The organism is Flavobacterium aeripolare (genome assembly GCF_013294025.1).
Classification (GTDB): Bacteria; Bacteroidota; Bacteroidia; order Flavobacteriales; family Flavobacteriaceae; genus Flavobacterium.
Window position 1 is genome coordinate 38,265 of the sequence record NZ_JABSNL010000002.1, and the last position, 12,477, is coordinate 50,741.

The 12,477-nt window shown below is 34.5% G+C and carries 14 protein-coding genes; 5 read left to right on the forward strand and 9 right to left on the reverse strand.

Annotation, left to right across the window (positions count from 1 at the left end; all coding sequences use genetic code 11):
- Window positions 1-6: 6 nt before the first annotated feature.
- The 6 genes from HNQ00_RS02345 to HNQ00_RS02370 form a co-directional block, all read right to left on the reverse strand.
- The gene (locus HNQ00_RS02345; RefSeq protein ID WP_173836715.1) at window positions 7-459 is read right to left on the reverse strand and encodes an SRPBCC family protein; all 453 of its coding nucleotides are present in this window, start codon (window positions 457-459) and stop codon (window positions 7-9) included.
- Complete coding sequence (locus tag HNQ00_RS02350; protein ID WP_173836717.1) at window positions 456-1,364, reverse strand: TIGR01777 family oxidoreductase; 909 nt, start codon at window positions 1,362-1,364, stop codon at window positions 456-458. The genes HNQ00_RS02345 and HNQ00_RS02350 overlap by 4 nt, the downstream gene beginning before the upstream one ends.
- Window positions 1,365-1,374: 10 nt before the next feature.
- Window positions 1,375-2,196 carry a DCC1-like thiol-disulfide oxidoreductase family protein gene (locus HNQ00_RS02355; protein WP_173836719.1) on the reverse strand — a complete coding sequence of 274 codons (822 nt, stop codon included), beginning with the start codon at window positions 2,194-2,196 and terminating at the stop codon, window positions 1,375-1,377.
- Window positions 2,193-2,555, reverse strand: a complete 363-nt coding sequence (locus HNQ00_RS02360) for a hypothetical protein (protein ID WP_173836721.1) — start codon at window positions 2,553-2,555, stop codon at window positions 2,193-2,195. Before HNQ00_RS02360 ends, HNQ00_RS02355 begins: the two co-directional genes overlap by 4 nt.
- Window positions 2,556-2,616: 61 nt before the next feature.
- Entirely contained in the window at window positions 2,617-3,120 is a 504-nt protein-coding gene (locus tag HNQ00_RS02365; RefSeq protein ID WP_173836723.1) for a GbsR/MarR family transcriptional regulator, read from the reverse strand.
- Between the two features lie 160 nt (window positions 3,121-3,280).
- A complete protein-coding gene (locus HNQ00_RS02370; RefSeq protein WP_173836725.1) occupies window positions 3,281-5,308 on the reverse strand; it encodes a M3 family metallopeptidase in 2,028 nt (675 codons plus the stop codon).
- A gap of 222 nt (window positions 5,309-5,530) precedes the next feature.
- Here HNQ00_RS02370 and HNQ00_RS02375 point away from each other — a divergent pair, with 222 nt between their 5' ends.
- Window positions 5,531-6,199 carry a hypothetical protein gene (locus HNQ00_RS02375; RefSeq protein WP_173836728.1) on the forward strand — a complete coding sequence of 223 codons (669 nt, stop codon included), beginning with the start codon at window positions 5,531-5,533 and terminating at the stop codon, window positions 6,197-6,199.
- Window positions 6,200-6,269: 70 nt separating this feature from the next.
- Here HNQ00_RS02375 and purE read toward each other — a convergent pair whose 3' ends face one another.
- From purE to HNQ00_RS02390, 3 genes are all read right to left on the reverse strand, one after another.
- Window positions 6,270-6,752 (reverse strand): 5-(carboxyamino)imidazole ribonucleotide mutase, encoded by a 483-nt coding sequence (gene purE / locus HNQ00_RS02380; RefSeq protein WP_173836730.1) that lies wholly within the window; start codon window positions 6,750-6,752, stop codon window positions 6,270-6,272.
- Between the two features lie 257 nt (window positions 6,753-7,009).
- Window positions 7,010-8,164 carry a 5-(carboxyamino)imidazole ribonucleotide synthase gene (locus tag HNQ00_RS02385; protein ID WP_173836732.1) on the reverse strand — a complete coding sequence of 385 codons (1,155 nt, stop codon included), beginning with the start codon at window positions 8,162-8,164 and terminating at the stop codon, window positions 7,010-7,012.
- Window positions 8,165-8,218: 54 nt separating this feature from the next.
- Window positions 8,219-8,749: a hypothetical protein gene (locus HNQ00_RS02390; protein ID WP_173836734.1), complete on the reverse strand. Its 531-nt coding sequence runs from the start codon at window positions 8,747-8,749 to the stop codon at window positions 8,219-8,221.
- Window positions 8,750-8,860: 111 nt separating this feature from the next.
- Here HNQ00_RS02390 and hpt point away from each other — a divergent pair, with 111 nt between their 5' ends.
- The 4 genes from hpt (at window position 8,861) to obgE (ending at window position 12,470) form a co-directional block, all read left to right on the forward strand.
- Window positions 8,861-9,391, forward strand: coding sequence for a hypoxanthine phosphoribosyltransferase (gene hpt / locus HNQ00_RS02395; protein ID WP_173836736.1), 531 nt, complete (start codon window positions 8,861-8,863; stop codon window positions 9,389-9,391).
- 16 nt (window positions 9,392-9,407) lie between these two features.
- Complete coding sequence (locus HNQ00_RS02400) at window positions 9,408-9,980, forward strand: adenylate kinase (protein ID WP_173836738.1); 573 nt, start codon at window positions 9,408-9,410, stop codon at window positions 9,978-9,980.
- A 91-nt stretch (window positions 9,981-10,071) separates the two neighbouring features.
- The gene (locus HNQ00_RS02405) at window positions 10,072-11,346 is read left to right on the forward strand and encodes a hemolysin family protein (RefSeq protein WP_173836740.1); all 1,275 of its coding nucleotides are present in this window, start codon (window positions 10,072-10,074) and stop codon (window positions 11,344-11,346) included.
- Window positions 11,347-11,468: 122 nt separating this feature from the next.
- Window positions 11,469-12,470 carry a GTPase ObgE gene (gene obgE / locus HNQ00_RS02410; RefSeq protein WP_173836742.1) on the forward strand — a complete coding sequence of 334 codons (1,002 nt, stop codon included), beginning with the start codon at window positions 11,469-11,471 and terminating at the stop codon, window positions 12,468-12,470.
- Window positions 12,471-12,477: the final 7 nt, after the last annotated feature.

The following is a 12,477-nucleotide window of genomic DNA, read 5'->3' on the forward strand; positions in this document are numbered from 1 at the left end:
TATTTTTTAACTATTTTCAGAAACTATCTTTAGATGTGCATTTCTATGCAACAAAAAGTTAGTAAGATGATTTTTTAACATCATTATGTCAAACAATTTTCCGAAAATCCCAAACGGAGTTTCGTATTCCATCACATCTTTCATAATCGTTTGTCCATCTATTTCTTCAAAAAAATGTTGGTGCTTGAAGGATTTGAAATGACCTTTTAATTGTTCGTCTACAAAATACGAGTACGGCTCCATTTGGGATATGATGCTTTGATGCTGTAGAAAGAAGCTAAAATGTTTACCTCTCCAAGTTACGGTTTCACCTTTATTGATCAATCCGTGCGTTGTTCCTGCTATGGCAACCTCACTAGTCTTACTTGCAGATTGTTGGTGCGTGTCAATATTGCGAGCATAATCAAATACGATTTGAATCGGTGCGTTAATTGCGGTTGCTAATTGTATCGTTGTCATTTTGTTAGATTTTTTAAGGCTGTTTCTAATGTTTTGTATTCGAATTCAAATCCGTTTTCTAAAAGTCGGGTCGGAATCACATTTCTACTTTTCAATACCAATTCAGGTTCGGTTCCAATGATTTTTGCTCCAATTTTTAAAATGAACTTAGCTGTGGGTAGACCGATGAAAACGTTCAATTGTTTTCGTAATTTCTCCATGAAATTTGTATTAGATATAGGTTGAGGTGAAACGATGTTGACAACGCCTTTCATTTGTTTTTCGATAATAAAATCAATGGCTCTAGCAAAATCTTCGGCATGAATCCAACTAATAAATTGGTTTCCTTTTCCCTGTTTACCTCCCAGTCCTAATCGTGTTAATCGTTTTAACGGTATAAAAGCACCACCATTTCTACCCAAAACAATAGAGGTACGTAAAGCGATTTTTAAGGTATGTGGCGTTGCAGTTTTAAAAAATGATTTCTCCCAAGATTGCGCTACATTCATAGAGAAATCATTGCCAATTTCTCCATTTTCTTCACTCATTTGTTTGTCTAATGAAAATCTGTAGATAGTTGAGGTTGAAGAGTTCAACCAGTGTTTTGGTGGATTTTTACAAGCAAGTACGGCTTGATTAAGGACTTTGGTACTTTGTATACGAGAAAGTAATATTTCTTTTTTGTTCTTTTCGGTATAGCGACAATCCACAGATTTTCCTGCAAGATTAATTAGCACTGTTGCATTTTCTAATTCTGTTTCCCATCCTGTCAATGTTTTAGCATCCCAATTGACCAATTTAATTTTACCGCTCACGCTGTTTTGTCCTCGTGTAAGAATGACAATTTCGTCAAATTTGCTTTCGAAATAATTTACCAGAACTTGACCTAAAAATCCTGTTCCTGCTGCTATGATTAGTTTTTTCATGATGTTAAATTTAAAAATTTAAGATGATTACCAAAGCGAGTATTCGATACAAAATCCATGTTAGAGTCAAATATTTAGGTAATTCGAGTAAGCTGATTCTTCTATAATGTTCATAGATCATAAAGTTCACGGTCAATCCAAACCAGCCCAAAATAAAATAATCATTTAGCTCAAAATAGCTGTTTAAGAATACTATCGGTAACAAAAGTAAACTTCCTATTATAGAAACGGTGATTAAATTCCCAATGTAATTCAATTGCTTTTGGTTGTCTATTTTTCGAATAAAAAGTGCTTGAAAACCTATTTGTCCAGTTGCTAGAAGGACTTCTCTAACGAAAGTTGCTTTTGGTAAAAATACAATCAATTCTGCGTATTGAAATAAGACTAAAGCCGTAAATAAAGTCGCAAATGCAATATAAAACAATCGGTACTTTTTGTTAAAATCAGGAATGCAATTGATTTGGTCACCGACATTCGTTTTGTTTGGTACTATTACTTTTCGGTTGTAAGAGATGAATTTGTATAACTTTTTCAAAAAGTAATTTATGGGTTTCCAATTACCTATTTTCTCCATCCATGGAAAAGAAGTTCCAATTACTTTTAATAGACTTTCAATTCCGTAGTAAACTCTTTTGCTTTGAGTGTCAAATAAGGCTATTTCGTTTTTGGCTCTTTGTATATCAATATAGTTTTCTTCTTCGGTTGTAATATTTACAAATGGTTTTCTACCTTGATTATCTAACATATTTGCTTTGATAAAACCGGCAGTGTAGAGGTTGCACATTGGGCATTCTTCATCGTAAAGAAGGGCGTGGTTGGCTAGGGTTTTCATCTTCTTGTGTTTTTGTTTAGTATGAAAGTAAAATACAAAGCGAGTAGTATAGGTATAGAAACTCCTATATACATCATTATGCTTTCAATTACTGATTGATTTATTAAAGAGTTGTGTGATAATGAAATGGCGAACATTAAAAAGAAATAGCCTAAAACACCTTTGAAATAATTAGTCACATCTTTGTTATTAGTTTCGTTTGTCAACCAAATGAGTCCAGATAATAGCTGATAGGCTGGCATTATAAATAGTCCAGTGAAGAAAACAATAAGTCCGCAATCTTTGATGAAAGGACTTAATATTCCAGTTATTACTACGGTTAGAACAATCGCTAGGTTTAAAAAATTTAGTATTTTCATAATTCTTTTTATTTTTAAACTTTCAGAAAAAAATGAAAGTTTTGATTAAATTTTTTTATTGTTACTTCATGAATTTCACAACGAGCTTAGTCAACCAATTGTCTTTGTATTCGGTAATTTTATCTAAAACATTATCGGCTTTTAAAACGAAATCATACAGCTTGGTTGTTTGATCTACAAAGTGTTTTTCTTCTTCGGTTTGGTTGGCAGTAATCGACGACACCTCTTTTAATACTTTTAAAGCAGGTTTGATTTCTCTCTTGCTGCGTTCTCTTGCAATTTTTACGGCTAATTCGTCTAAGTCTTTTTCAGCGGTGAAAAACTCTCTTCGTTCTCCCGCTTTGTATTCTTTGTAAACAATTCCCCAATCCATCAAAGCGCGTAAATTCATGCTGGCATTCCCGCGAGAAATTTGCAATTCTTCCATCACATCTTCCATCGAAACCGGTTCTGCTGAAACCATCAAAAGAGCGTGAATTTGCGCCATGGTTTTATTAATTCCCCATTGCGATCCTAGTGCTCCCCAGGTTTGTACAAACTTATTTTTTGCTTCTTTGAATTCCATAGTACAAATGTAAGCTAAAGTTTTTAAACTTTCAAAAATAAATGAAAGTTTATTGTAGAAGCCTACAGAAAATAAAAAACCATTAAGAAATTAAGTTTAGTTAAGCACTTGTTACTTAATTATCTTAATCTCTTAATGGTAAAAAAAATGCTTTTAAAATCTATAACAACCCCGCTCTTTTCAATAAAGCATCAGGCTTCGGTTCTTGTCCTCTAAAGCGTTTATACAATTCCATTGGTGGTTCTGTTCCTCCTTTTGAAAGTACATTATCTTTGAATTTTGTAGCGACTTCTCTATTGAAAATATCTTTTTCTTGGAAAAATTCAAAAGCATCTGCATCTAATACTTCTGCCCATTTATAGCTATAATATCCTGATGAATAACCACCCTGAAAAATATGAGAGAAAGCCGTACTCATAGCGTTTTCGGCAACCTCTGGGTATAATCTAGTAGATTCAAATTGCTCTTTTTCGAATGCTTTCACAGACGTGATTCCCGTAGGGTCTTGTCCGTGCCATCCCATGTCTAAAAGGCCAAAACTCAACTGGCGCATCGTTGCTAATCCTTCGTGGAAACTTGCGCTTTCTTTGATCTTTTCTACATATTCTTGCGGGATCACTTCACCCGTTTGGTAGTGCGTTGCAAACAAAGCCAAAGCTTCTGGCTCGTAACACCAGTTTTCCATCACCTGACTAGGCAACTCTACAAAGTCCCAAAATACGGATGTACCAGATAAACTTGGGTAAGTTGTATTGGCTAACATTCCGTGTAATCCGTGTCCAAATTCATGAAACAAGGTGGTAACCTCGTTAAATGTCAATAACGAAGGTTTGGTTTCGGTTGGTTTAGTGAAATTACAAACGTTAGACACATGTGGTCTTTCGTTGATTCCGTTTTTTACATATTGTGATTTGAAAGACGTCATCCAAGCACCGTTGCGTTTTCCTTTTCTAGGGAAAAAATCAGCGTAGAAAATAGCAACTAAATCTTTTTTCTCATCTGTAACTTCATAAGTCATTACCTCAGGATGGTATTTGTCAATGTCAAATACTTCGGTAAAAGTTAAACCGTATAATTTATCAGCGATTGTAAAAGCACCGTTCAATACTTTTTCCAACTGGAAATAAGGCTTCAATTTTTCGTCATCCAAATTAAAAAGTTGTTGTTTTAATTTTTCGGCATAATAACCACCGTCCCATTTTTCTAGTTGTTCGATTCCGTCTAGTTTTTTGGCGAAAGCCGTCAACTCTTCAAATTCTTTCAAGGCTGCCGGTTTGGCTTTGGCTAGCATATCATTCGAAAAAGAAAGTACTTTTTCTGGGGTTTGCGCCATGCGTTCTTCCAATACAAAATGAGCATGGGTCGCATAACCTAATAATTGCGCTCTATCAAAACGAAGTTTAGCAATCTTCAAGACGATTTCTTGATTGTCAAATTCATTGTTCTGAAAACCTCTTGCACCAAAAGCAATCGCTAGTTTTTTACGCAATTCACGATTGTCTGCATACGTCATAAACGGAACGTAGCTTGGATGATCTAATGTGAAAATCCAACCCTCTTTTTCTTGGGCTTTCGCCAAAGAGCGCGCGGCTTCGATAGTTCCTTCTGGTAGTCCAGCCAAATCCTTTTCGTCTGTCAAATGCATTTCGAAAGCATTGGTCTCAGCCAAAATATTTTCACCAAACTGTAAGCTTAACTTCGATAGTTCCTTATCAATAGCGCGTAATTGGTCTTTTTTATCTTCAGGTAAATTAGCACCATTTCGAGAAAAACCTTTATATTTTTTATCCAATAAAGTGGCTTGTTCTGCTGTTAGATTTAAAGATGCCTTATTGTCATAAACCGCTTTTACACGAGCAAACAATTTTGGATTTAATGTAACGTCGTTTCCAAATTCGGATAATAAAGGAGATACTTCTTGAGCGATTTTTTGCATTTCGTCATTAGTCTCTGCCGAGTTCAAATTAAAGAAAATGCTTGACGCACGATCTAAGATATCGCCAGTATAATCCATGGCAACAATAGTGTTTTCAAAACTTGGTGCTTCTGGATTGTTAGCAATGGCATCAATTTCGGCTTTAGCCAAAGCAATTCCTTGCTGAATGGCAGGAGCGTAATCTTCATTTTTAATTTGTGAAAAAGGCGCTGTATCGTATTTTGTAGTGAATTTTGATAGTAAAATATTCATTGTAATGTAATTATTTTGTGACTCGCTGTCAAGTCTATTTGTAGTGTAAAGATAGTAATTTATAAAATTCTAGCTGTTTTATCTAAGTTGATTCTTTGTAAAAGATAGGTCTAGATTCTTGTGTTATTTTATTGTTATTTATGTTCTGAGTGTCGTTAAATAGACTAAATTGTAAAAATCATGATTGGCCATAATTAAAGCGGTCTTAAAAAGTAAGATAAAATGAAATACCAAGTAGCAATAAAAAGAATAGATACTGTAAATGAAGTAGAAGGATATTGGTCTACCGATGATTTAATACAATTGTGTGAACGATTTAATTTTCCAGATGCTGCTACTGCAGAGGTGAAGAATTTACCAGAATTGCTAGAAATGGCGATTTCTGATTACGAACCGCACGAGGCAGCTGCAATTGTACTAGATTATAAGTTAGGCGAGGAGCTTAATGAGGGACAAATCGAACAGATATCGCACAACATGCTTATTGATAAAGTTTGCGAAGAATATCCTGAAATTCACATGCAAGGAAGATTGTTTCACGTTAATCAGTTGCTTTTTAAAGCGTATAACGGAAAATTTCCAAATGCAAAAGCTTCTGTAGTTCATTTTTCTATGACTCGTATAGATGGTGAGCCTGCGGAATTAACTCCTGAAAATGTACTGAAATTGTTGAACAACGGTTTATCTGATCGAAATTTAATCAAACGATTATTTGACGACCAAATGACACAGAACATTCCGTTTCCTAATGCCGCAGCCATTATTTGGGAACTGAATACTACAGACAACATTAATTTTAACTTGGTAACTTCAGAAAACTGGATTAACAATGACGATATTATTGCATCTGAATTTGAGGCTGTTCTTGAAGAAATCGAAGAAGAGGACTAAGCTTTACAGCTTATAATAAAAAAAGGCTTCCAGAAATGGAAGCCTTTTTCGCATCGTACGTATTTGTACATTATTTTTTCAATCCTTCAGATGATTTATAGACAGCTTCTTTCAAGCTTAATTTGTAGGCAATCATTTTATCCATAATCACTTTGTCATGGATACCTAAAATTTGTGCCGCTAATATTCCAGCATTTTTTGCTCCGTTTAAGGCCACTGTTGCTACAGGAACACCACCAGGCATTTGTAAAATAGATAATATAGAATCCCATCCATCAATTGAATTACTCGATTTTACTGGAACTCCAATTACAGGAAGAGGAGACATTGAAGCCACCATTCCAGGTAAATGTGCGGCACCACCAGCACCAGCAATAATCACTGATACACCGTGTGTGTGTGCATTATTACTAAAATCAAATAATTTTTCAGGGGTACGGTGAGCAGATACGATATCAACTTCCACTTCGATGTCAAATGATTTTAATATATCAATCGCGTCTTGCATTACGGGCATGTCTGAGATGCTTCCCATGATTACGGCTACTTTCATTTTTTATATTTTTTGTTTGATGATTATAAAGATGATATAACTAAAGAATAAAACAGCAATTAAAGTTATTAATAACGATAAAAAGCTTAAAATTCTCGGGGCTACATATTCGTTTTTATCTAGTAGTTTTATAATATTTTTTTTATGTAATGAGAATTATCAGATATGTTTAAAAAATCTAGTATGGCGGTTAAAAAATCCATTTGTAATTATTTAGCGGTAACCTAGACTGAAAACTGCGACTAAAAACTGAAAAACTACTCACTGATCACTCGAATAGTATTCTTAACATCCTCAGCTATTCTTCTTGCTTCCTTAATATCGGAATTTACAATGGTTACGTGTCCCATTTTTCTAAAAGGACGGGTTTGTTTCTTCCCATAGATATGTGGCGTAACACCGTTCCATCCTAGTATAGTTTCAATGTTTTCATAGATAACATTTCCAGAAAATCCATCTTCACCTACTAAGTTTACCATAATTCCGGCTACTTTACTATCTGTATTTCCTAAAGGTAGATCTAAAACAGCGCGTATATGGTTTTCAAATTGTGAGGTGTAACTTGCTTCAATAGAGTAATGACCAGAATTGTGTGGGCGAGGAGCAACTTCATTTACTAATATTTCGTCATCTTCTGTTTGGAACATTTCAACCGCAAGCAATCCTACGTGGTTGAATTTCTCTGAAACATTCAAGGCGATTGCTCTTGCTTTTTCAGCTACTTTATCATCTATTCTTGCAGGGCAAATTACATATTCTACTTGGTTTGCTTCTGGATGAAATTCCATTTCGACAACGGGGTAGGTTTTAATTTCGCCTGATGGATTGCGACAAACAATTACTGCTAATTCATTTTTAAATGGTACCATGTCCTCAGCTATGCATTCTACATCGGGTAGATTAATAAGGTCAAATGTCGAACGAACGATTTTTACACCATTTCCATCGTAACCAAATTCGGCACACTTCCAAACAAACGGGAAGTCTAACTCGTCTTTTTCCAATGATTTTTTAAGGTCAGCGAGATCTACAAAACGAAGGTGTTTTGAAGTAGGAATAGTATTCTCAACATAAAAATCTTTTTGCTTTCCTTTATTTTGAATTGCTTTTAACGTTTTAGGAGAAGGATATATTTTTAAACCTTCATTTTCTAATTTTTCTAACGCTTCAAGATTGACTAGTTCGATTTCAATTGTTAGCACATCGACCATTTTTCCAAATTGGTATACGGTTTCAAAATTCATTAGGTCGCCCTTAAAAAACTTGTTGCATGCCATTCTCGAAGGAGCTTCGTCGCTTGGATCTAATACATAGGTTTGAATATCAAATTTTCGAGTATCAAAAAGTAGCATTTTACCTAATTGGCCGCCACCTAAGATGCCCAATTTGAATTCAGAAGAGAAATAATTCATTGTGTTGTAGTTTGTATGAGCAAAGATACTTTTTATCGCTCAAATGAAGAAGCGCTATTTTATTTTCTTCAATATTTCACGTGCTACAGCTTTATATGCTGAGGAATGCGTAGGGTAATCTTGGATAAGGATTTCTTTTAATTCGGGGTGAATCCAACGAATTTCTTTACCGAGTTCGTATAATGTTCGAATAGCATACGCCTTTGTAGCTACTTTTCTATTTGTTGTAATTAACCAATCGAGGCAATTCTCTGTGATTAAGTTTTGTTGCTTACTGCTTAGAGTTAAGTGTCTGCTTATATGAAGGCAGGTTTTAGCAGCAGATCGAATGGCACTTTCATTTTTGAATTTATTTATGTTTTGACAAAAGAAATCCAAATGATCGGTTAACAGATGAGGCTGTGTGTCGATAATCATTTCGAGAATCCATGTAGCTTTGTGGTGATTGCAATCGAGTGTATTAAATGAGAGTGTAACCAAATCACATAATAAGGTAGGGTCATTTAAAATAATGGTGACATTAGCAAGGCGACTACTGCGATGCGCGGTGCTATTAGTAATGTTTTTATAAATTTGATCGTCCATCTAGAATCAAAATTAGCTCTTTTTTTAGTTGTACGCTATTCTTATGCTTTTAATTCTGAAATGGCAACTCAGAAATTCCTATCTTTGTCCATTATTTTAAACACAAAAATAATGATTCAACTTCACGATAAACAATTTGTTCCGTTTATATCAGCAGACGAAATTGCTCAGGCAATCGATAAAATGGCAGCTCAAGTAACCGCTGATTTAGGGGCAGAAATACCTGTTTTTATAGGGGTTTTAAATGGCTCTTTTATGGTGGTTTCTGATTTTATGAAAGCATATAAAGGTGCTTGCGAGCTTAGTTTTATAAAAATGGCTTCTTATGAAGGAACATCTTCTACAGAAGAGGTAAAGCAATTAATAGGTTTAAACCAAGATTTAACAGGCCGTACTGTAGTAATTATCGAAGACATCGTAGATACTGGAAATACACTTGTTGAAATTAAAGCTTTATTTGAGGCACGTAATATAAAGGAGCTAAAGATAGCAACTTTGTTTTATAAGCCAGAAGCGTACAAAAAAGACATTAAGATTGACTATATTGGAATCGAAATTCCAAATAAATTTATAGTAGGTTTTGGTCTGGACTATGATGGTCATGGAAGAAACCTTTCAGAAGTATATCAATTAAAAGAATAATCACGCAACACACATTATGACTAACATCGTCTTATTTGGGAAACCAGGAGCAGGAAAAGGAACGCAGGCTGAATTTTTAAAAGAGAAATATAAATTAACACACATTTCAACAGGTGATGTATTTCGTTTCAATTTAAAAAATGATACTGAATTAGGGAAACAATGTAAAGTTTTTATGGATGCTGGAGATTTAGTTCCAGATGAATTAACAACTAAGATGTTAATCGATGAGGTTAATAAACATCCTGATACTAATGGTATTTTATTTGATGGATATCCAAGAACATTATCACAAGCGAGAGACTTAGATGTTTTTCTGGAGTCGATAGGTTCAAAAGTTGCAGCAACGATTGCTCTTGAGGCAGATGACGAAATCTTGATTCAACGTTTATTAGAACGCGGAAAAACAAGTGGAAGAATTGACGATCAGGATGAAGACAAGATTAGAAATCGTTACCAAGAATACAATGAGAAAACAGCTCCTTTAATGGGTTATTACGAAGAACAAAATAAGTTTCATGCTGTTGACGGTATTGGATCTATTGATGAAATAACAAAAAGGTTGAGCACAGTTATAGATAGTTTATAGGAAACGCATTCTAATTTTTGAAAATTTATTTATTCGAAAAAAAATACTGTAACACAATTAATTTAAATTACCATTTTGCTATAAATCTTACATGGAAATACTAATAATTCTTTTTTTAATTATCCTGAACGGACTTTTCTCTATGTCGGAAATCGCATTGATTTCTGCTCGAAAAAACAGACTTGAATCTGCGGCTAAAAAAGGCAACAAAAGTGCTCAAATAGCACTTGAGCTAGCTAATGCTCCTAATAAGTTCTTGTCAACAGTTCAAATAGGGATCACGCTTATAGGTATTTTAACAGGTATCTATAGTGGAGATAAAGTTACTAGTGATGTACAACTTTTTGTGAGTTCATTTGATGCACTTAAGCCATATGCTGCAACAATGTCTGTGGTAATTGTTGTTGTTATTTTGACTTTTTTCTCTCTAGTGTTAGGGGAATTATTACCTAAAAGGATTGGTTTGAATTATCCTGAAACAATTGCAAAAAAGGTGGCAATGCCTATGAAAGTTGTGTCGATAGTTACGGCTCCTTTTATATGGTTGTTGACAAATTCGACTGAATTTCTAATGAATATTCTTCAAATCAGACCTAATACCGATGGTAAAGTCACTGAGGAAGAGATTAAAGCGATTATAAAAGAAGGTACAGAAGGTGGAGAGGTTCAAGAAATTGAGCAAGATATCGTAGAGCGCGTTTTTCATATTGGAGATAGAAAAATAAATTCATTGATGACGCATAGAAAATCAGTGGTTTTCTTGCCATTACATGCTACAAAGAGCGAGGTCAAGAGCTTTATGCTTGAAGAACTTCACTCTATTTATCCTGTATATAACGATAATTACGACGATATTGTAGGGGTAGCAAATTTAAAAAATATGTTTGCTAATATTGATGCTGAGAATTTTAATCTCGCCTCAATCATGACAGACGCTCCGTTTATGATGGAACATACTACGGCTTATAAAGCCTTAGAGCAGTTCAAGAAAACCGGTATTCATTATGCATTTGTCGCTGATGAATATGGTATTTTTCAAGGAGTCATTACTTTGAATGATATTTTAGAAGCATTAGTAGGTGATGCTTCTGAATTTTATAAAGACGATTTTCAGTTGGTAGAACGAGAAGATGGTACATGGCTGGTAGATGGTCATTATTCATTACATGATTTTCTAACTTATTTTGAATTAGACGATTTGATAAATGATTACGATGTTACCACAGTAAGCGGCTTAGTTATGACTGAATTGTCACACATACCTAAGCAAGGTGAGAAATTAGTTTGGAACAAGTTTCAGCTTGAGGTAATCGATATGGATGGTATCAAAATTGACAAAGTGATTGTAAAGTCACTACGCAAATAAAGCACAATATAAACGTTTTTAAAATAGAGACGTTTACTAGAAATAATAGATTAAGAATACAGAAAATTTAGTGAGCAATTTAAAATTGTTTTGATTGTCGCTAAATAAATACAATAGAAATTATGACTGAAGGGAACTTCGTAGATTACGTGAAAATATTTGTTTCTTCTGGTAAAGGAGGGAAAGGGTCTACGCACTTGCATAGAGAGAAATTTATTGAAAAAGGTGGACCTGATGGAGGTGACGGAGGTCGTGGTGGACACATTTATTTAGTAGGTAATAAAGGATTGTGGACTTTGTTTCACCTTAAGTTTGCAAGACACGTAAAAGCTGGAAACGGTGGAGACGGTAGTGGAGATAGAAGTACAGGAGCTGATGGAGACGATAAAATTATCGAAGTGCCATTAGGAACTGTCGTTAAAGATAAAGAAACTGGAGAAGTTTTATTCGAAATCACTGATGATGGAGAAAAACAAGTGCTTTCCAGAGGAGGTAAAGGTGGATTAGGAAACTGGCATTTTAGAAGTTCGACAAATCAAACACCTCGCTATTCTCAACCAGGTTTACCAGGTACAGAGATGGATGTGATTCTTGAGCTTAAAGTGCTAGCTGATGTAGGATTAGTTGGTTTCCCTAATGCAGGTAAATCTACTTTATTATCAGTGTTGACATCTGCTAAGCCAAAAATTGCTGATTATCCTTTTACAACGTTAAAACCAAATTTAGGTATCGTTGCATACAGAGATTATCAGTCGTTTGTAATTGCTGATATTCCTGGAATTATAGAAGGTGCTGCTGAAGGTAAAGGTTTAGGTCATTATTTTCTACGTCATATTGAACGTAATTCTACCTTGTTATTTCTTGTTCCAGTAGATACTCCTGATATTAAAGGAGAGTATGATATTCTGGTAAATGAGTTGACTAAGTATAATCCAGAAATGTTAGATAAAGAACGTTTATTAGTGATATCTAAGTGTGACATGCTAGACGACGAGTTAAAAGCCGAGCTTAAAACAGAATTAGATGTATCGTTTAAGGATGTTCCTTATATGTTTATTTCATCTGTAGCGCAACAAGGATTAACTGAGTTAAAAGATAAATTATGGAAAATGTTAAATGACTAATTAGTTG